We start from the raw sequence: 18,561 nt of genomic DNA on the forward strand, positions 1-18,561 counted from the left end.
GTTGCTACTGCTTTTGCTTTTGCTGGCACCCCATGGCGACTGCGCCGAACAGATGTTCGCTCAGGAAGTCCACCAGCGCCCGTACCTTGGGCGATGGTTGGCGGCTGGCCGGCCACAGCACGTGGAACGTGCTGCTGCGCTCGCAGCCCGGCAGCACCTGCACCAGGCGGCCGTCGGCCAGCATGTTGTGGATTGAGAAATCCGGCAGGAACGCGATGCCGCGTCCCAGCAGCGCAAAGCACACGCGCGTTTCGATGTTGTTGCAGACCATCGAGGCCGGTAGCTGCAACGGCACCTGGCCATCGCGCTCAGGCAGCGGCCACGCCTCGAGCTTGCCGTTGTGCGGAAAGCGGAAGTGCAAACAGGTGTGATCGAGCAGGTCGGCCGGCGCGTGCGGCGTGCCGCACCGCGCCAGGTAGTCGGGAGCGGCCACCAGCACCTGGCGGAATGTGCCCACCTGGCGCGCTGACAGCCGCGAATCGGTGGGCTGGCCGGTGCGCACCACGGCGTCGAAACCCTCGTCGATCACATCGACCATGCGGTCGGTAAAGTCGAGGTCAAGCTGCACCGCCGGGTGCCGTCGCATGAACTCGCTCAACACCGGCAGCACCAGCGTGCTCACCAGCGGCAGGCTCACGCGCAACCGTCCCTGCGGTGCACCGGCGGCCTGCGACAGTTCCTGCTCGGCCGCTTCGATCTCGGCCAGGATGCGCCGGCTGCGCTCGAGGAACAGGGTGCCTTCGGCCGTCAGCGTGATGCTGCGCGTGCTGCGGTGGAACAGCCGCACACCGAGTTTGTCCTCGAGCCGGGCGATGCTTTTCCCCACCGCCGAAGCCGATACGCCAAGGGCGCGGCCGGCCGCGACAAAACTGCGCGCCTCCGCCACTGTCACGAATACCGTAAAGCCGGTCAAACTGTCCATGCGTTTCTCCGATTGCGGACAGTTCTGTCCGTAGAACGAGGAACTGTACCCGACTTTTTCTTTATTGGTGCGCTGCCTATCATCGCCTTTTCTACAGAGAGGATTGCGCATGAAGCACGACCACGACCACCCCCATGACCGGGACCGGGACCGCCCACTGCCGCTGGCCGCCTTGCTGGCCCTCGCCATGGCCGGCTTTCTCACCATTCTGACCGAGACCCTGCCGGCCGGCCTGCTGTTGCCGATCGCGGCCAGCCTGTCGGTGTCCGAGTCGATGGTCGGCCAGATGGTGACGATCTACGCCATCGGCTCGCTGGTGGCGGCAATACCCCTGGTAACGCTCACCCAAAGCTGGCGCCGGCGGCCGTTGCTGCTGCTGGCGATTGCCGGCTTTGCCGTCGCCAACAGCGTGACCAGTTTTTCCAGCCACTACGGCGCCATCATGGCGGGACGGCTGGTGGCGGGCGTGTCGGCCGGCGTGTTGTGGGCGCTGCTGGCCGGTTATGCGGCACGCATGGTACCGCCGCACCAGAAGGGCAGGGCGATCGCAGTGGCCATGGTGGGCACGCCGCTGGCGCTGGCGCTCGGCGTGCCGCTGGCCACTTTTATCGGCAAGCTGATCGGCTGGCGCCTGTGCTTTGCCGCCATGAGCGCGCTGGCGCTGTTGCTGATGCTGTGGGTATGGCGCAAGGTGCCCGATGTGCCCGGCCAGGCGCCCGGCGCGCGCCGGTCGCTGGGGTTGGTGCTGGCGCTGGCCGGTGTGCGGCCGGTGTTGTGGATGGTGCTGGTCTTTGTGCTGGCCCACAACATCCTGTACACGTATATCGCGCCGTTGCTGGCCGGCGCCGGTCTGGCCGAGCGTATCGACGTGGTGCTGCTGGTATTCGGCGTCAGTGCGCTGGCCGGCATCTGGATCACCGGCGTGCTGATCGACCGCCACCTGCGTGCGCTGACCATTGCCAGCCACGTGGTCTTTGCCATAGCAGCACTGCTGCTGGTGCTGGTTCCGGCGCAACCGGCGCCGATCATGATGTATCTTGCCGTTGCGCTGTGGGGTGCGGCGTTCGGCGGCGTTCCCACGCTGTTCCAGACCGCGCTCGACAATGCTGCCGGCGCGGCGGCCGACGTGGCGCAGTCGATGCTGGTCACGGCCTGGAACCTGGCGATTGCCGGCGGCGGCCTGGTGGGCGGCTTGCTGCTCGACCGGTACGGGGTGCAGGCATTTGCACCGACAGTGCTGGGATTGGTGCTGGTGTCGCTGGCAGTGGCGTGGCTGGCCCGGCCTGTCGTGCAGCCCATCCCGCAGGCGCTACCGTCGGGGCGGTAACTGCGTCACGCGATACCGGCTTGCAGCGATTTCGAAACCGGTATATGATGACCGTCATGCAAACCAAATCATCCAGACGCCCGGCTGCCAGCCGCAAGGAAGTGACCCACGAACGCATCGTCGAGGTGGCCTCGCGCGCCATCCGTCGCAGCGGCTACGATGGCACGGGCGTGGCCGACATCATGAAGGAGGCCGGCCTCACCCATGGCGGCTTCTACGCCCACTTCGCCTCGCGTGACGCGCTGCTGGCCGAGGCCGGCGACCGTGCGGGGGCCGACGCGGTGGCGCTGGCCACCAGGCTGGCCGCCGCCGCACCGCCGGGGCAGGCGATCAAGGCGATCATGGACGCATATCTGTCGCCGGAACACATTGCATCCATCGAGCACGGTTGCCCGGTCTCTGCGCTGGCGTCGGAAATGCCGCGCCAGGCGCCCGAAGTGCGTCACGCGGCCACCGTGCACATCAAGGAGATGGTCGACCTGCTGGCGCGCCAGATGCCGGACTGGGGCCAGCCCCAGGCCCACGAGCAGGCCATGGCATTGCTGTGTTCCCTGATCGGCACCACCATGCTGGCCCGCGCGGTGGACGATCCCAAGTTGTCGGCGGCGCTGTGCGCGGCCACCGTCAAGCAGTTCTTGCCGGCTGCCGAATAGTTGTTCGGCGGTTTTTTTTGATCATGAATATGATGATCGTCATATTTTTTAATTCTCTAAAAGGAAAATCATGTCAGTTACCGCTCATAGCAGCCGCAACATCGCCGTCATTACCGGCGCCTCGTCCGGCATCGGCGCCATCTACGCCGACCGATTTGCCGCCCGTGGCTACGACCTGGTGCTGGTGGCGCGCCGCGCCGACCGCCTGCAAACCCTGGCCGCCAGCCTGGCCGCAAAACATGGCGTGCACGTGACGCCGCTGGTTGCCGACCTGGCCACCACGGCCGGGCAGGACAGCGTGGCCGACGTGCTGGCCAATAACCCGGCCGTCAGCGTGCTGGTCAACAACGCCGGCATTGCCCGCCTGGCGCCGCTGGCCGCCAGCACCGCAGACGACGTCGCCGCGCAACTGGCGCTCAATATCACGGCGCTCACCCGCCTGACCTACGCCGCGCTGCCGGCCTTCAAGCAGCGCAATGCCGGCCTGATCATCAACGTCGCCTCGGTGCTGGGCCTGCACTCGCTGCCGATCACCGCCGTCTACAGCGGCACCAAGTCGTTCGTGGTGGCTTTTACACGCGGTCTCGAGCAGGAGTTGACCGACACCGGCGTCGAGGTGCAGGCCGTGCTGCCCGCCGCCACCGCCACCGAGCTGTGGGACCCGTCGGGCGTGCCGCTGGCCGCGCTGGCGCCGGAAACCGTGATGGCGGCCGACGCCATGGTCGATGCCGCATTGTTCGGCCTCGATCAGGGCGAAACCCTGACCCTGCCATCGGTGGCTGATGCCGCGCTGATCGAACAATACGAGACCGCGCGCGTCACGCTGTTCGCCAGCGCCCAGACCGGCACCGTCGCCCCGCGCCTGCTGCCTGTTTAACCTTGACATTCGGATGCCCACCATGATCTTTGAACCTTTTTCCCTGCGTGGCCTTGAACTGGCCAACCGTGTAGTGATGTCGCCGCTGACGCGCAGCCGCGCCGTCGAGCACAACACGCCCAACAGCCTGATGGCCACGTACTACGCGCAGCGCGCCACTGCCGGCCTGATCGTCACCGAAGGCACGTCGCCGTCGCCCAACGGCCTCGGCTACCCGCGGATTCCCGGCCTGTTCAATCGCGAACACGTGGCCGGCTGGCGCCTGGTGACCGATGCGGTACACGCGCAGGGCGGCAAGATCGTCGTGCAGTTGATGCACACGGGCCGCGTCAGCCACATCGACAACCTGCCCGCCGGTGCCGCAGTGATGGGGCCGTCTTCCGCAGTGTGCCCCGGCGAAATGCAGGTCGACGGCAAGGGGCCGTTGCCGCACACGGCGCCGCGCGCCATGACCGGGGACGACATCGCCGCCACGGTGCAGGAGTATGCCGACGCCGCGCGCCTGGCGATCGAGGCCGGCTTCGACGGCATCGAACTGCACGCAGCCAATGGCTACCTGCTTGAACAATTCCTCAACCCCAATATCAACCTGCGCACCGACGGCTACGGCGTGACCGCCGAAGGTCGCAACCGCTTCGTGCTGGAAGTGGCGCGCGCGGCAGTGGCCGCGATCGGCGCCGACCGCGTGGGCATACGCCTGTCGCCTTACGGCGTGGTCAATGCCGCTGGCGCCTATGACGGCGTTGACGAACAATACATTGAGCTGGTGGCGGAACTGTCGCGGCTGGGCCTGCTGTATGTGCATGTGCTCGACCACTCCGCGATGGGCACGCCGCCCGTACCTGCCGGCATCAAGGCTGCCTTGCGCGCCGCCTTCGATGGCCCGTTCATCGCTGCCGGCGGCTTCGACAAAGCCAGCGCCGAGCAGGTGTTGAAAGATGGCCAGGCCGACCTGGTGGCCTTTGGCCGCCCGTTCATCGCCAATCCCGACCTGGTCGAGCGCCTGCACCGCGACGCCCCGTTGAACGCCCCCGACCCGGCCACGTTCTACACGCCCGGCGCCAAGGGGTACACTGATTACCCGACCTTGGCGAACTGAAATCATGCAAGCACTCATCCTGAAAGCCTATGGCAAGACCGGCACCCTGGCGCTGGCCGAGGTTGCCCGTCCCGTGGTCGCCCCTGGCGAGATCCTGGTGCAAGTCCACGCGGCCGGCCTCAACCCGGTCGATAACGCGATCGTCAGGGGCGAATTCAAGCCGCTGCTCAAGTTCGAGTTGCCTGCCGTGATGGGCAGCGACCTGGCTGGCGTGGTGGTGGCAACCGGCGCCGGCGTCACCCGCTTCAAGGTGGGTGATGCGGTGTTTGCCAGCGTGTTCGACACCGGTCGCGGATCGCTGGCCGAGTTCGTTGCCGTACCCGAACACGCAGCCGCCCACAAGCCCGCCAACCTCGACTTCATGCAGGCAGCAGCGATCCCGATGGTGGGGCTCACCGCGTGGCAATCGTTCCACGAGCATGCATCGGTCAAGCCGGGCCAGAAGGTGTTCATCCCGGCCGGCTCGGGCGGCATCGGCTCGTTTGCCATCCAGCTGGCCAAACAGATGGGGGCCCGCGTGGCCACCACCACCAGCACCGGCAACGTGGCGCTGGTGCGCAGCCTCGGCGCCGATGAAGTGATCGACTACAAGCAGCAGGATTTTACCCAAGTGCTGGGTGACTACGACGTGGTGCTGGGCACGGTGAAGGGCGACGGGCTGGCACAGGCGCTGGGCATCGTCCGACCGGGCAGCAAGGTCGTTTCGCTGATCGGCCCGCCTACCGCCGATTTTGCCCGCCAGCGCGGCATGAACGTGGTGTTCCGCTTGGTGATGGGCCTGCTCAGCCGCAAGATCCGCAGCATGGCCAGGCAGCGCGGCGCCGCTTATTCCTTCATGTTCGTGCGCCCGGACGGCGCCCAGCTGGCCGCTATCGGCAAGCTGCTGGAAACGGGCGCCATCCGTCCCGTGATCGACCAGGTCTATCCGTTCGCCCAGGCGAAAGAAGCGCTGGCCTACCTGGACCAGGGGCGGGCCAGGGGCAAGGTGGTGGTGCGGATGGCGCCGGCGCCGTAGTATCAATTTTTCCCGAGGTCCTGCATCGGCACCCGGCAAGTCTCGCGCGCGGTAAATACCGCGAAGGCTGAAATGATCGAAGTGCAGGTGACGAACGCCGCCACCGGTACCCAGCCCATCGGATCGTTCGGGCGCAGGATGGCGGCGCTGATGGTCGGGGCGAAGCCGCCCAGCGCGAAGCCGATCTGGGTGCCGATCGCCATGCCTGACAGGCGCACGCGGGTGCTGAACATTTCGCCGTACATCGCCGGCCACACGCCGTTGGCGGCGCTGTACACCACGCCCGACAGCAGCAGGCCGAACACGAAGATCAGCGCAATGTTGGACGTGCTGATGGCCCACATATAAGGCCACGCCAGCGCTGCCGAACCGAGTGCGCCGAAGATGAACACCGGGCGACGGCCGATGCGGTCGGACAGCGCCGCAAACAGCGGGATCGCACCGAGCGCCACCAGGTTGGCCAGCACCAGCACCGTCAGCATGGTCGAACGCGGCAGTTGCACGGTATTGACTGCATACGACAGCGTAAACACGCTGAAGATGGTGCTGATCACCGAGACCAGCGCGGCAAAGATCACCCGCACCAGGTTGGCCTTGTGCTGCTGCAGGAGCACGGTCAGCGGCAGGCGATCGTCTTCCTGCAGTTTGGACTCTTCCTGGAAGGCCGGGGTTTCCGGCAGCGTGCGGCGCACCCAGAAGCCGACCACCACCACGATGGCGCTGAGGAAGAACGGAATGCGCCAGCCCCACGACAGCAGCTGCTCTTCCGGCAGTGCGGAAATCGGCAGGAAGACCAGCGTGGCCAGGATCAGGCCGGCCTGGGTGCCGCTGAGTGTGAAGCTGGTGAAGAAGGCGCGGCGGTGCGGTGGCGCGTGTTCGAGCGTCATCGAGTTGGCGCCGGCCTGTTCGCCGGCAGCAGAGATGCCTTGCAACATGCGCAGCACCACCAGCATGATGGGCGACAGGATGCCGGCCTGGTTGTAGGTGGGCAGCAGGCCGACCAGGAAGGTCGATACGCCCATCAGCAGCAGCGTGAACGTGAGCACCTTCTTGCGGCCGTATTTGTCGCCGATGTGGCCGAGCATGACGGCGCCGATCGGGCGGGTGATATAGGCCACGCCAAACGTGGCGAAGGCGGCAATGGCCGCAGTGGCCGGATCAAACGCGGGAAAGAATATCTTGCCGAACACCAGCGCGGCAGCGGTACCGTAAATGAAAAAGTCGTAGTACTCCACGGCGCTGCCGATCCAGCTGGCCAGTGCCGCTTTGCGCGGTGAATGTTGCGAAGCAGGGGTGGCGGCGGCAGCTTGCTGCCTGGCCTGTGCGGTTGCGGTCGACATTGTATTCTCCAAGAATCGTAGTTTATATGGTGAACAAGTGCATCAGAACTTGTGCAAGATGCCGATCTGCAGACCGGTCAGTTTTTTTCCATTGACGTCGGCGCCAGCCAGGTTGGCTGACGGTCCGGCCGAGCCGCTGAAACGGAATCCGGCACGCGGGTCGTTCTTGAGCTGGCTGGCGAAGCTGTAGAGCTGGGTGCGCCGGGACAGGTCGTAATAGCCGCCGAAATTAAAGCCGCGCGCGCTGGCGCCGCCGCCCGAAGTGTCGTGCAGCACGCCGTACAGTGCCCCCACGCGCAACTGCGGGCCGAGGCGGTAGTCGGCCGAGACCTGCGCCAGGTTGTAGTAGCGCGCGGCGTTGAGGTCGGTGCCGGCGAAATAGTTGTTCGGGCTGCTGATATTGCTGAGGATGGCTGCGGTGTTCAAGCCGTTGGCGCTGGCGGTATTGTTGTTGCTGCGGCCCAGCGCCAGGTACACCTTGCCCTTGCCGTACTGGTAGTTGACGTACACGTTGTGATAGACAACGCGGTTGCGCACGGTGGCGGTGGCGCCGTCGGGCCGGACGGCAAGGCCCACGTAGCCGGCCCGCCACAGTGTTCCCTGCCAGTCCAGCATGGCTTGTACCACCGGGCCGTTGTCGACGCGGCCCGCGTTTTCCGGCAGCGCGTAGTGCAGCGTCAGCTGGGCGCCTTGCAGACGTGGCGACTTGTAATACAGGTCGTTGTCGTAGCGCGAAGGGATGCCGAAACTGTTGAACAGCGAGCCGAACGTGGTGCGCTCGGTGTAGTCGATGGCGCCGCCGGCCATGAAGATTTCCGTGTTCTGGCGGCCGATGCGCCATTCGCCGTACGGGCCGGCCAGGCCGATCCAGGCCTGGCGGTCGAACAGGCGGCTGCTGTCGGCCATCACGCCGCTGTCGGTGGCAAAGCCCTGTTCCAGCGTGAACTTGAACTGGTAGCCGCCGCCGAGGTCTTCGCCGCCGCGCACGCCGAGGCGGCTGCGCAGGATGGCGCCGTCGTTCAGGCCGATAATGCTGGCGCCGCTGCTGCTGCGGATGTAGCCCACGTATTCATCGATATTGCCGTACAGGGTGGTCTGGCCCTGGCCTTGGGCCAGGGCTGGCGCGGGCATGGCGCCGCCCGCCAGCGCTGCCACCAGGCATAGCTGCTGTTTCATGTCTTGTCTCCGTTGTCGTTATTGTGTGAATTTTGTTTTTTTATTTCACGGCGCTGCGGTTGGCGGGCGGCGGCCCCGCTGCCAGCGCCGCAATCGCCAGCGCATAGCCCTGTACCCCAAAGCCGGCCATCACGCCGTATGCCGCTGGCGCCAGGTACGAGTGATGGCGGAACGGCTCGCGCGCATGCACATTGGTGATATGCAGCTCGATCACCCTGACCTGCGCGCCCTTGATGGCGTCGTGTAGCGCCACCGACGTGTGGGTGTACGCGCCGGCGTTGAACACCACGCCGGCCAGTGCGCCACTGGCTTGCGCGGCGCCGGCCTGGTGCAGCCAGTCGATCAGCACCCCTTCGTGGTTGGACTGGCGGAAATCCAGCGTATAGCCGTGGTGCGCGCAGGCGTCGCGGCACAAGCCTTCGACATCGGCCAGCGTGTGCGCGCCGTACACGCCGGGCTCGCGCCGGCCCAGCAGATTGAGGTTGGGTCCGTTCAGGACCAGGATGGCCTGCTTCATGCCATCACCGGCTGGCCGTGGACCGGCCGGCGCACCTCCAGGCTGCGGCGCAGCACCTGGTCGGTGACCCACTTGGCGGAACGGTGCGCGCGCGCAGCAACGATTTCCGGCGCCAGTTGCAGGTAGTCGTCGTTGAAGACTTCAAAACTGTAGTCGCCGCTGTAGCCGCCGCGGTCGAGGCGGCGCAGCAGGTCGGCCAGTTCCGCCGAGTGGGCGCCTTCGCCGGGGAACACGCGCAGGTGACGCGCCGTCTCCAGGCGTTCTTCGGCCGAGCGGATGTCGCGCCACATGAAGTCGGACAGCTGCACCATGGCGATCTTGTGGGCCGGGATATCGGCCAGGCCATCGAGGTCGGCCCGATTGGCCAGCATGTGGAACGAGTCGATCACCACGCCCAGGTTGGCATGGTCGGCCAGTTCCACGGCCTGCCACGATTGTTCGTACTGGTTGATATGACGGCCCCAGGACAATGCCTCGAAGCCCACCCGCACGCCCAGCGGTACCGCCGCCGTGGCCAGCTTGGCCAGCTGGCGCGCCACCAGGTGGATGTCGTCGCTGGCGTGGCTCGAGGTGGTGGAGCACACCATCAGCAGCGGTGCGCCAACCGCCTGGCACACCCGCAGCAGCTCGCGGGCGATGTCGAACTTATAGTCGTGCAGCGCGCCGCTCAGGCCTTCGTAGTCGCGCATCACCTGGATGCCGGTCACCCGCACGCCGCTGGCGCGCACGATGCGCACCGCTTCATCGAGCCCGCCGGGGTGGCCCGCCAGGTCGCGCGCCCACAGCATGATTTGCGAAAAACCCAGTGCCTGCGAGGCGCGCAGCTTCGCTTCGAGCGGGCCGGCGAGGGTAATGCTGTCCATGCCGAAGTTGGAGAGATTCATAATGCCTCCAGCGCGCGGAACGCATCGGACGAGACCCCGGGCCAGCCGAAGTGTTCGAGGTACAAGGGCGCCTGTTCGATCAGCATTTCCTTGCCCTTCTGGATGCGGCAGCCGCGTTCCTGCGCCTGGCGCAGCAGCCGGGTCATCTCGATCTTCATGCCGCAGTCGGCCACGATGCAGTCGGGCGACACGCCCTGCAGGTCGATCGGCACGGCGTCGTCGGCGTGCATGCCGAGCGGCGTGGCGTTGACCACCACGTCGTAGCCGGCCGCTTGCGGCGTGCCGATCACGATGCGCACGGCGGGAAAGGCCTGGCGCAGGCGGGCTTGCAATGCGGCTGCCGGTTCGGGGCGGGTGTCGCAAATCGCCACTTCCGCGTAGCCGCGTTCGGCCAGCGCGTAGGCGATCGCGCAACCGACGCCGCCGGTGCCCACCACCAGCGCGCGCGAACTGGCTGGTGCAGGGGCCTGGCCCGCGCACAGGCGGTCGAACGCGCGGATGAAGCCTTCACCGTCGATCAGGTCGCCGGTCAGCACGCCATCGGCAGCGCGGTAGATGGCATTGCAGGAACCGGCCAGCGCGGCGCGCGGCGTTGCCACCTGCACTGCGCCCACGCTGGCCGGCTTGTGCGGAATCGAGACGAAGATGCCGCCGACGTTCTCGAACGACATCAGCATGCGCACTGCCGCCGCATAGGATGCCGGCTCGATCTTGAGCGGAATCACGCGCGCATCGAGGCCGTGGCGCTGGAAGTAGGCGTTGAACAGCGCTGGGGCCTTCACCTGTTCGACCGGCCAGCCGATCACGGGGAAGATGCGCGTGGTGCCGGAAATGTCGATCATGGCTGCTCCTCGAGATGGCTGTGCACCAGCTCGAAACTGACGCCGCCTTTGTACAACTGGGTGAGCGCGCCTTTCTCGCTGGCCTGGACCGGCTCGCGGTCGATAAACACGATGCCGCGCTGCTGGAGAGCGCGCACGGCGGCTGGCACATCGGGCGCACCGAAGGCCACGCGGATCAGCTGTTCGCCCCATTGCAGGCCGGCCGCGCCTTCCGGCGGCTCCACCAGTTGCAGGTAGAAGCGGTGGCACGGGCTTTCCAGCAGCGTGCCTTTGGGGACCACGCCGAAGTAGCGGCCCTCCGGCAGCGCACGAAAGTCCATCAGTTGCTGGTAGAAGGCGATCCATTCGGGCGCACGGCCGGCGCCGATGGCTTGCACCACGCCGAAAAAGTGCAGCCCGGCCAATGTCGGAGCAGGAGCAGGAGCAGGAGCAGGAGCAGGAGCAGGAGCAGGAGCAGGAGCAGGAGCAGGGGCGGGCGTGGGCGCAATCGGCTTGAAGTCGACGTCGTAAATCGAAAAGTCGCGGAAGCGGTCCACGAAATACAGGATCGAGTCGCCCGGGCCATGGACGCCGGGGATGTTCAACTCCATCACGCCGGCGCGGGTGGGAATCGGCCAGGCGCCCTGGTCGACCGCGTGGCGGTAGGCGGCATCGGCATCGCGCACGCGCAGGGCGATGGCGCTGACGATGGTGGAACGCGGCTCGGTGCCAGATTGCTGCAGGGCGCGTGCGTCGGCATTGACGATCACGTTCATGCTGCCCTGGCGGTACAGCGTGACTTCGCGCGAGCGGTGGCGGGCGGTAGCGACAAAGCCCAGCTGCTCGAGCAGCGCGCCAAAGGCGAGCGGCTCGGCGCTGGCGTATTCGATGAATTCAATGCCGTCGATGCCGAGTGGATTGGTCGGCTCGGGATGGGCTTGCGGTGTGTGCATGATCTCCTCGCTGTAAGAACTTATGCAGCGAGTGTAGAAAACGACCGCGATGAAAAATAGACCCTAAAATCGCGAATAGTGCAATAATCGCCCGTGATGCGCGATTATCGCGCAATCATCGTAAATTCGTGCAATTAGAGCAATCAGGCGGGGTTTCATGAGACGACAGGCATTGCCGGACGTGGTGGTCGCCAAGCGCGACGTCATCGAGGGACTGGTCAAGGGGTTGGAAGTGATTCGTGCGTTCAGCGACGAATCGATGCGCCTGAGCGCCAGCGAGCTGGCCGACAAGGTGCAGATCACGCGCAGCGCGGCGCGCCGCTACCTGCTCACGCTGGTCCACGTGGGCATGGCGCAAACCGATGGCCGGCAGTTCTGGCTCACGCCCAAGGTACTGTCGCTGGGCCACTCCTACCTGGACTCGGCGCGGCTGCCGCGCGCCATCGTGCCGTTCCTGCAGCGCCTGACCACGCAGTTGCAGGAGTCCACCAACTACTCGGTACTGGAAGGCGACGACGTGGTGTACGTTAGCCGCGTCAACGCGCCGCGCGTGCTCACTGCCGGCTTCGACCCGGGCACGCGGCTGCCGGCCTACACGTCCACCGCCGGCCGCGTGCTGCTCTCGGGATTGCCGGAAGACGCCTTGCACGCCTACCTGGAACGCGTGGAACTGGTGGCCTACACCCACATGACCGTCATCGACAAGGACGTACTGCTGCGCGAGCTGATGGCGATCCGCGAAGCGGGCTTTGGCGTTACCGAGAACCAGTACGAGGTGGGCTTGCGCGGTATTTCAGTACCGATCAAGAGCCGGCGCGGCGACCTGGTGGGAGCGCTGTCGGTGTCGATGAGCATAGCCAGTTGCTCGCGCGCGGAAGCTACCGGGCGCTGCGTGCCGGCGTTGCAGGCGACTGCCAATACGGTGATGTTGTGGATTTGAGTGCAATGGTGTGGATATAACCGGTTCGCCAGGCCGGTCATGGGCACGAACGCGTCCTGCGTCAGCGGAGCTTGCGGATGGGTACCCTGGCCTTCGATGCGATGTTGGTTCGACTTGGCCGGGACAGTGCTATTGGCTGCTCTGTTTCGGCTTACGCTGCATCCAGCAGCTGGAGTTGGACTTGCAAGCCTGCCTTGGCCGCCATATTCACCAAGGCATCGATGCCGAACAAATTGATCTTGCCGCGCATTAGATCGGACACGCGGGGCTGAGTGATGTCAAGCAGCTTGGCGACGTCTTCCTGGCTCAGCCCGGATTTGGTGATGCGGCTTTTCAACTGCATCATCAATTGCGAACGAACCTTCATGTTTGCAGCTTCCTCCGGCGTATCTTCAATACGCGTCCCAGACGCTGGCAAAAAGGGTAGTGTTCATTTTCCTAATTCCTTCTTCAAATCACGGTAGCGTTTTTCAGCCAGGTCGATATCGGGCTTGCTGGTCTGTGCTGTTTTCTTTTGAAAACGGATTTTAGTGGTAGGACTTGGTCGGGGTGAGAGGATTCGAACCTCCGGCCTCTACGTCCCGAACGTAGCGCTCTACCGGGCTAAGCTACACCCCGACGTACCATTATTTCAGCATATTTCGGCGTGGCCTTCAAGCGCGTGAAGTGCATGCCAAGATAGGGTTGCAAGAGAAAAATCAGGCCAGTAGCTGGTCCACTTCCGGGTAAAGATTCGGGAATATCATGCCCAGCGAGTTCAGCGGCATGCCGAAGCGCACAGGGCCATAAGGCGTGTCGCTGACCAGCAGCCGGTCTGCCAATAGCTTGGACAACAGGGAGCGGGCACTGCGCTCCCCCAACCCTGTCATCTGCGCAAACTCGCCACGGGTGATGGGGCCCAGCCCAAAGATGTGAACCAGCGGAAGAATCGCTTCGCGTCGTATGGACTTGTCCTGGGTCGAGCGGAAAATGATCAATGCTTCGATGCGTTGTTTGATACCCTCCAGTGCAAGCATGGACGACATATACGCCACCTGGTCCTGGCAGATGCCAAGAAAATATTTTACCCACTCAAACAAGCCGGCTGCGCTGAGGTTGCCACGGCCATCGAGATCGCCACGGCGCGCAGAGTCGGCGTTTTGAAGGGCGGCGTAGTAAGCGGTCGTGGATCGCGCAAGGCCGCGATTGGGGGACCACAGACCTTCAGAAAGTTTCCAGAGGGCGCAATGGCTTTGCAGCCGGGTGGCTCTGCCGTTACCATCGAGGAAAGGATGTACCCATGCCACCCGGTGATGCGCACATGCGGTTGTAATCAGGGTGCGCTCCCAACTGCGTGTGGGTCCGTACACCTGGTCGAGGCGTTCAAGGAAAGCCGGCAGCGACGCGGCCGTTGGCGGTATATGGCGTCCCACCTCCACGTCGCGCGTCCTGATTTGACCGGGTACGATCACTTCTCCATCGTCTGAAATACGGTCCTCGGGGTCCAGTCGCTCATACAGCGCCCGATGCGCTTCAATCAAAAAGTCCGTGGTCAGGGCAGACTCGTTACCGATATGCAGTTCCAGCGCTATTTCCGCGTCGATATGAGCAATGGCAATGCGTTGCAGACGGGCCTCGTCAGGTTGGCGGGAAAAATCGTTGTGCAGGGCCCGTTCAATGTTATGCGGGTGCGTACTTTGGCCTTCAATGCGGTTGCTGTAGTAAGAGTTCATTTGACGAACAAGTTCGCGCAAACCGGCCCTGGTCGTTTCGTGGGCTGCGGCAGTCAACTTGATTGATGAACGAACAATCTGCTCCACCAATGGCTGCACTTCTTCCAATTGACGATCACTTAACGACATGGGTTCGAACTGATGGGGAGAGTGGTACATTTTGCCGCTTTCTTTGCCGGTTTTGGTGATTCGTAACTGTTTGATTGTAGGTGATTTTTCTGAGAAATCCATCATTTAAAGCCGGTTTTTTTTGCCGGTTTGTTTGCCGGTTCGATTCCGGGGTCACCTCGCGTCGATAATCAGTAGCCCTTCACCGGCTCGGCAACGGATCCACGCTTTTGCTGTTGCAACGCATAACCATGCGCATACGTTGTCAATAGACAACATTTTCCATCTCGTTGGCAAAGATCTTGCTTTGTAAAAAGATTAAGATGGTTAAGCTTGTTGTTTGGCAAAAGATGCATCATTTCGGGGCGCTGGCCCCGCCTACCGGCTCACTTTTGACGATTGGGGAACACGGATGAAGACACGGCGGACGATCATGTTCAGTGCGGTTTCGGCAGCGTTGGCGCTGACAGGCACAGCGCAAGCGCAAGTGCCGGCAGTTAACCCGGACCAGATCGAAGTAGTCACGGTCACCGCGCAAAAGCGCAAGGAAGATCCGGCCAAGGTGGCGATGAGTATTTCCGCCGTCACCGGCAAGCAATTGCAGGAAGAGCATATCCGCGATATCACCGACCTCACGCGCGTGGTGCCCAATATTTCGTTCACCGCTGCCAGCGGCAATGGCGGGGCGGGACCGGGTACGTCGAATATCGAAATCCGTGGCATCAGCTCCACGGCCGGCGCGGCCACCGTCGGTGTGTATCTTGGCGATACGCCGGTCACGGTCGGTAACGTGTACACCATGGGCAATATCGAGCCGCGTTTTTTCGATATCGACCGGGTGGAAGTGCTGCGCGGCCCGCAGGCGACCTTGTACGGCGCCAGCTCGATGGGCGGCACCATCAAGTTCGTGCCCAACGAGCCGGACCTGAAGGACCGCGAGGTCACCACCTATACCGAAGCGTCGAATACCAAAGGCGGCAGCCCCAGCTGGTCGGCCAATATCGTCGGCAACTTCCCGCTGGTGCCCGACGAGCTGGCGTTGCGCATTGGCGTGCAGGCCCAGCACACGGGCGGCTTCATCGACCAGGTCGATGGCAATGGTGCGGTCCAGGCCGATAACATCAACCAGATCAGCGACCAGGAGCTGCGCGTGGCGCTCAAGTGGCGGGCCACGCGCGATGTGACCGTGACGCCGTCCCTCTACTACCAGCGGCTCGATGCCAAGGATATCTCGGCCTTCAACCTCGAGCGGCCCAACTACCAGGCGCAAAAACAGGTGCGCGAGCCGTCGCTCGACAAGCTGTTCGCGCCCAGCATCACCGTCAACTGGGACCTGGGCGGCGCCGATCTGACGTCGGCCACCAGCTATTTTTCGCGCAAGTTCGACCGCACCCAGAACGGTTCGGCCTACAACAGCTATTCGCTCTCGACCTTCCTCACCTCGACCGATGACGGCGGCAAGGCGCCGCCCGCGCTGATCGAGGCGATTGCCGGCTTGCCGTCGGCCGTGTACCTGCAAAACCGCGTGCGCCAGGTGTCGCAGGAATTTCGTCTCGCGTCGCGCCCTTATGACTCTTCTAATGCCAGTGTGTCGCCATGGACCTGGCTGGCCGGTACCTATTTCTCGCGCCAGCGCACTGACATTGCCGAAAACGATCCCATCTTCGGCCTCACCGATACCTTCAAGGCGTTCGGCTTCGATATCTACGACCCCGAATTGCTGCCGGACGTGCGGCCCGGTTCGTTCCCGAACGACGATTCGTTTGCCGGCCAGTTCCACTACCGCGAAAAGCAGGCGTCGATCTTCGGCGAAGCCAATTATTACTTTACCCCCGCCGTGCACGCGACCGTCGGCGCGCGCTACCTGAAAGCCAAGTCGACGCTTGCCCAGCGCAACGGCAACTACCTGGCTGGCGCCGGCAACAATAGCGGCGCCAGCCTGTCGTCGCACGCGTTCACGCCCAAGTATGCAATGACGTGGGAAGTCGATCCGTCCAATACCCTGTACACCAGCGTGGCCAAGGGCTTTCGCCTGGGCGGCTCGAATATCTTCGTGCCACCGACCACCTGCGGCCCCGACCTGGAACTCAATGGCTTGACCGAAGGCCCGCCCAACTACGCGGCCGACAGCCTGTGGAGCTACGAGGTGGGCAGCAAATCACGTTTTATGGGCAACCGGCTGACGGTCAACGCCGACGTGTTTTACGTGAAGTGGAAAAATATCCAGCAGGGCGTGTACCTGCCCACCTGCGCCTACACGTATAACGCCAATGCCGGCGACGCCACCACCAAAGGCTTTGAATTCGACATCAAGGCCAAGCCGATGGCGGGCCTGACCCTGAGTGCATCGGGCGGTTACGTGAAGGCCGAACTGAGCAACGATGTGGGCAGCCAGAACGGCGTGGTGGGGGCGGTGGCTGGCGCGCGCATCCAGGGCGTGCCAAAGTACAACGCGGCCATCAGCGCACGCTACAACTTCGCCTTGGCCGGCGCCCAGAGCGCGTTCGTGATGGGTGGCGTGCAGTGGGTGGGGGCGAGCAAGGGTTCGCTCAATCCCGAGTCCACCGACTACGACCGGCCCGGCTACCACACGGCCGACTTCAGCGCCGGCACCAGCTTCGACAATTACACGTTCACCGTGTTCGTCAAGAATGCCTTCGACAACGATACCGTGATCCAGCACCCGCAGGTGGCGTCGATCGTGCAGGGCTATCGCCTGATGCCGCGCGCGGTCGGTCTGAGTCTGGCGACGAAGTTCTAGGCGATAATGCCGCCTTTGACTACTCAAGGGCGGCAGCATGGCAATCACGATCTATCACAACACCGCTTGCGGCACGTCGCGCAAGACCCTCGAAGCGATCCGCGCCATTGGCGTCGAACCGCAGATTATCGATTATGTGAAAAACCCGCCCACGCGCGCGGAACTGGAAAGCTTGATTGCCAAGTCCGGCCTGACCGTGCGCCAGGGCATGCGCGACAAGGGCGACCTGTACGGCGAACTGGGTCTCGGCGACTTGTCGCTGCCGGATTCGGCGTTGCTCGATGCGATGATGGCCCATCCGATTCTCATCAACCGCCCGTTCGTGGTGACCGACAAGGGCGTGCGCCTGTGCCGGCCGGCGGAGCTGGTGCAAGAGATCCTCTAATGAAAACGGCGCCATCGGCGCCGTTTTGATCAGTGCGTACGATTGACGGAGAAATGCGCCAGCTGCAGCAGCGAATCCTTGTATTCGCTCTCGGGCAGTCCGGCAATCGCTTCGGCCGCCCGCTCGGCAGCGATCTCGGCCTGGCGGCGCGTGAAGTCGAGCGCGCCGCTGCTGGTCACTGCTGCCAGGACCGCGTCGAAGTGCTGCTCGTCGCCTTGCTCGATGCAGGTGCGCACCAGCTGGCGCTGTTCCGGCGTGCCGTTTTCCATCAGGTAGATCAGCGGCAGCGTCGGCTTGCCTTCGCGCAGGTCGTCGCCGACGTTCTTGCCGATTTCGGCAGCGTCGCCAGCGTAGTCGAGCACGTCGTCGATGAGCTGGAACGCGGTGCCCAGCGAGCGGCCGTATTCGCCGGCGGCGGCGATCTGCGGCTCGGTGGCGCCGGCGATCAGGGCGCCCAGTTCGGCGGCGGCCTCGAACAGCTTGGCGGTTTTCGAGCGGATCACTTGCAGGTAGCGTTCCTGGCTCACGTCCGGGTCGTGCATGTTCAGCAGTTGCAGGACTTCGCCTTCGGCGATCACGTTGGTGGCCTCGGACAGGATTTGCATCACGCGCATATTGGCCAGGTCGGCCATCATCTGGAACGCGCGCGAGTACAGGAAGTCGCCGACCAGCACCGACGCGGCATTGCCGAACAGCGCATTGGCGGTAGCGCGGCCCCGGCGCAGCGACGATTCGTCGACCACGTCGTCGTGCAGCAGGGTGGCGGTGTGAATGAATTCGACCACGGCGGCCAGCTCGTGGTGCGCTGTGCCTTTATAGGAATACGCGTTAGCTACCAGCAATACCAATACCGGCCGCAGGCGTTTGCCGCCAGCGCTGATGATGTATTCGGCAATCTGATTGACGAGGCTGACCTCGGAATGCAGCTTGCGGCGGATCACCGCATTGACCGCGTCCATGTCGGCGGCGATCGAGTGGGCGATGGTGTTCTGGGGGGCGGTTTGGGTAGCGGCAGACAAGACGAACCTGTGCGTTGACATTATAGGTGCCGAGATTATACGACATGGCCCC

The 18,561-nt window shown here is 64.1% G+C and carries 17 protein-coding genes, 1 tRNA gene and 1 pseudogene; 8 read left to right on the forward strand and 11 right to left on the reverse strand.

The genetic code is table 11. From position 1 onward, the window contains the following. Positions 1-4: 4 nt before the first annotated feature. Positions 5-922: a LysR family transcriptional regulator gene (locus F8197_RS23595; RefSeq protein WP_152884021.1), complete on the reverse strand. Its 918-nt coding sequence runs from the start codon at positions 920-922 to the stop codon at positions 5-7. A gap of 109 nt (positions 923-1,031) precedes the next feature. Between F8197_RS23595 and F8197_RS23600 the strand changes: the two genes are divergently transcribed. From F8197_RS23600 to F8197_RS23620, 5 genes are all read left to right on the forward strand, one after another. Next, positions 1,032-2,249 carry an MFS transporter gene (locus F8197_RS23600; RefSeq protein ID WP_152884023.1) on the forward strand — a complete coding sequence of 406 codons (1,218 nt, stop codon included), beginning with the start codon at positions 1,032-1,034 and terminating at the stop codon, positions 2,247-2,249. Positions 2,250-2,293: 44 nt separating this feature from the next. Beyond that, positions 2,294-2,902 (forward strand): TetR/AcrR family transcriptional regulator, encoded by a 609-nt coding sequence (locus tag F8197_RS23605; RefSeq protein WP_056137533.1) that lies wholly within the window; start codon positions 2,294-2,296, stop codon positions 2,900-2,902. Positions 2,903-2,972: 70 nt separating this feature from the next. Continuing rightward, complete coding sequence (locus F8197_RS23610) at positions 2,973-3,779, forward strand: SDR family oxidoreductase (protein WP_152884026.1); 807 nt, start codon at positions 2,973-2,975, stop codon at positions 3,777-3,779. Positions 3,780-3,801: 22 nt separating this feature from the next. After that, the gene (locus F8197_RS23615) at positions 3,802-4,878 is read left to right on the forward strand and encodes an alkene reductase (protein WP_152884028.1); all 1,077 of its coding nucleotides are present in this window, start codon (positions 3,802-3,804) and stop codon (positions 4,876-4,878) included. A 4-nt stretch (positions 4,879-4,882) separates the two neighbouring features. Then, complete coding sequence (locus F8197_RS23620) at positions 4,883-5,893, forward strand: NADP-dependent oxidoreductase (RefSeq protein WP_152884030.1); 1,011 nt, start codon at positions 4,883-4,885, stop codon at positions 5,891-5,893. A 2-nt stretch (positions 5,894-5,895) separates the two neighbouring features. On the opposite strand, the gene F8197_RS23625 is transcribed toward F8197_RS23620, so the two are convergent. From F8197_RS23625 to F8197_RS23650, 6 genes are read right to left on the reverse strand one after another with little or no spacing between them, the layout of a single operon-like run. Continuing rightward, positions 5,896-7,233: an MFS transporter gene (locus F8197_RS23625; RefSeq protein WP_152884032.1), complete on the reverse strand. Its 1,338-nt coding sequence runs from the start codon at positions 7,231-7,233 to the stop codon at positions 5,896-5,898. Between the two features lie 42 nt (positions 7,234-7,275). After that, positions 7,276-8,409: a porin gene (locus tag F8197_RS23630; protein WP_152884033.1), complete on the reverse strand. Its 1,134-nt coding sequence runs from the start codon at positions 8,407-8,409 to the stop codon at positions 7,276-7,278. Between the two features lie 40 nt (positions 8,410-8,449). Continuing rightward, positions 8,450-8,926: a type II 3-dehydroquinate dehydratase gene (gene aroQ, locus F8197_RS23635; RefSeq protein ID WP_152884035.1), complete on the reverse strand. Its 477-nt coding sequence runs from the start codon at positions 8,924-8,926 to the stop codon at positions 8,450-8,452. Beyond that, positions 8,923-9,810, reverse strand: coding sequence for a sugar phosphate isomerase/epimerase (locus F8197_RS23640; protein ID WP_152884037.1), 888 nt, complete (start codon positions 9,808-9,810; stop codon positions 8,923-8,925). Before F8197_RS23640 ends, aroQ begins: the two co-directional genes overlap by 4 nt. Beyond that, the gene (locus F8197_RS23645) at positions 9,807-10,652 is read right to left on the reverse strand and encodes a shikimate dehydrogenase (RefSeq protein ID WP_056137527.1); all 846 of its coding nucleotides are present in this window, start codon (positions 10,650-10,652) and stop codon (positions 9,807-9,809) included. Before F8197_RS23645 ends, F8197_RS23640 begins: the two co-directional genes overlap by 4 nt. After that, positions 10,649-11,584: a 4-hydroxyphenylpyruvate dioxygenase gene (locus tag F8197_RS23650; protein ID WP_152884039.1), complete on the reverse strand. Its 936-nt coding sequence runs from the start codon at positions 11,582-11,584 to the stop codon at positions 10,649-10,651. Before F8197_RS23650 ends, F8197_RS23645 begins: the two co-directional genes overlap by 4 nt. Positions 11,585-11,741: 157 nt before the next feature. On the opposite strand from F8197_RS23650, the gene F8197_RS23655 reads away from it, so the two are divergent. Continuing rightward, the gene (locus F8197_RS23655) at positions 11,742-12,524 is read left to right on the forward strand and encodes an IclR family transcriptional regulator C-terminal domain-containing protein (RefSeq protein ID WP_152884041.1); all 783 of its coding nucleotides are present in this window, start codon (positions 11,742-11,744) and stop codon (positions 12,522-12,524) included. A gap of 151 nt (positions 12,525-12,675) precedes the next feature. Here F8197_RS23655 and F8197_RS23660 read toward each other — a convergent pair. The 3 genes and pseudogenes from F8197_RS23660 to F8197_RS23675 form a co-directional block, all read right to left on the reverse strand. Beyond that, a pseudogene (locus F8197_RS23660) lies at positions 12,676-12,958 on the reverse strand (helix-turn-helix domain-containing protein). 107 nt (positions 12,959-13,065) lie between these two features. Continuing rightward, positions 13,066-13,142: transfer RNA gene (locus tag F8197_RS23670), tRNA-Pro, on the reverse strand. Between the two features lie 80 nt (positions 13,143-13,222). Next, positions 13,223-14,467, reverse strand: coding sequence for a Fic family protein (locus F8197_RS23675; RefSeq protein ID WP_227012385.1), 1,245 nt, complete (start codon positions 14,465-14,467; stop codon positions 13,223-13,225). 310 nt (positions 14,468-14,777) lie between these two features. Here F8197_RS23675 and F8197_RS23680 point away from each other — a divergent pair, with 310 nt between their 5' ends. Both F8197_RS23680 and arsC read left to right on the forward strand, forming a co-directional pair. Further along, the gene (locus F8197_RS23680) at positions 14,778-17,105 is read left to right on the forward strand and encodes a TonB-dependent receptor (RefSeq protein ID WP_152884042.1); all 2,328 of its coding nucleotides are present in this window, start codon (positions 14,778-14,780) and stop codon (positions 17,103-17,105) included. Positions 17,106-17,142: 37 nt separating this feature from the next. Beyond that, on the forward strand, positions 17,143-17,490 hold the full coding sequence (arsC, locus tag F8197_RS23685; RefSeq protein ID WP_056137522.1) for an arsenate reductase (glutaredoxin): 348 nt from the start codon (positions 17,143-17,145) through the stop codon (positions 17,488-17,490). A 29-nt stretch (positions 17,491-17,519) separates the two neighbouring features. Here the strand turns inward: arsC and ispB are convergent, their stop codons facing one another. Next, positions 17,520-18,530: an octaprenyl diphosphate synthase gene (ispB, locus tag F8197_RS23690; RefSeq protein ID WP_193333548.1), complete on the reverse strand. Its 1,011-nt coding sequence runs from the start codon at positions 18,528-18,530 to the stop codon at positions 17,520-17,522. Positions 18,531-18,561: the final 31 nt, after the last annotated feature.

The organism is Duganella sp. FT27W (assembly GCF_009295655.1).
Classification (GTDB): Bacteria; Pseudomonadota; Gammaproteobacteria; order Burkholderiales; family Burkholderiaceae_D; genus Rugamonas; species Rugamonas zoogloeoides.

What these genes read in the sequence shown, in the direction of transcription:
- F8197_RS23595 (WP_152884021.1), bottom strand. Translation starts at nt 922, where the DNA reads ATGGACAGTTTGACCGGCTTTACGGTATTCGTGACAGTGGCGGAGGCG.
- F8197_RS23600 (WP_152884023.1), top strand. Translation starts at nt 1,032, where the DNA reads ATGAAGCACGACCACGACCACCCCCATGACCGGGACCGGGACCGCCCA.
- F8197_RS23605 (WP_056137533.1), top strand. Translation starts at nt 2,294, where the DNA reads ATGATGACCGTCATGCAAACCAAATCATCCAGACGCCCGGCTGCCAGC.
- F8197_RS23610 (WP_152884026.1), top strand. Translation starts at nt 2,973, where the DNA reads ATGTCAGTTACCGCTCATAGCAGCCGCAACATCGCCGTCATTACCGGC.
- F8197_RS23615 (WP_152884028.1), top strand. Translation starts at nt 3,802, where the DNA reads ATGATCTTTGAACCTTTTTCCCTGCGTGGCCTTGAACTGGCCAACCGT.
- F8197_RS23620 (WP_152884030.1), top strand. Translation starts at nt 4,883, where the DNA reads ATGCAAGCACTCATCCTGAAAGCCTATGGCAAGACCGGCACCCTGGCG.
- F8197_RS23625 (WP_152884032.1), bottom strand. Translation starts at nt 7,233, where the DNA reads ATGTCGACCGCAACCGCACAGGCCAGGCAGCAAGCTGCCGCCGCCACC.
- F8197_RS23630 (WP_152884033.1), bottom strand. Translation starts at nt 8,409, where the DNA reads ATGAAACAGCAGCTATGCCTGGTGGCAGCGCTGGCGGGCGGCGCCATG.
- aroQ (WP_152884035.1), bottom strand. Translation starts at nt 8,926, where the DNA reads ATGAAGCAGGCCATCCTGGTCCTGAACGGACCCAACCTCAATCTGCTG.
- F8197_RS23640 (WP_152884037.1), bottom strand. Translation starts at nt 9,810, where the DNA reads ATGAATCTCTCCAACTTCGGCATGGACAGCATTACCCTCGCCGGCCCG.
- F8197_RS23645 (WP_056137527.1), bottom strand. Translation starts at nt 10,652, where the DNA reads ATGATCGACATTTCCGGCACCACGCGCATCTTCCCCGTGATCGGCTGG.
- F8197_RS23650 (WP_152884039.1), bottom strand. Translation starts at nt 11,584, where the DNA reads ATGCACACACCGCAAGCCCATCCCGAGCCGACCAATCCACTCGGCATC.
- F8197_RS23655 (WP_152884041.1), top strand. Translation starts at nt 11,742, where the DNA reads ATGAGACGACAGGCATTGCCGGACGTGGTGGTCGCCAAGCGCGACGTC.
- F8197_RS23675 (WP_227012385.1), bottom strand. Translation starts at nt 14,467, where the DNA reads ATGGATTTCTCAGAAAAATCACCTACAATCAAACAGTTACGAATCACC.
- F8197_RS23680 (WP_152884042.1), top strand. Translation starts at nt 14,778, where the DNA reads ATGTTCAGTGCGGTTTCGGCAGCGTTGGCGCTGACAGGCACAGCGCAA.
- arsC (WP_056137522.1), top strand. Translation starts at nt 17,143, where the DNA reads ATGGCAATCACGATCTATCACAACACCGCTTGCGGCACGTCGCGCAAG.
- ispB (WP_193333548.1), bottom strand. Translation starts at nt 18,530, where the DNA reads ATGTCAACGCACAGGTTCGTCTTGTCTGCCGCTACCCAAACCGCCCCC.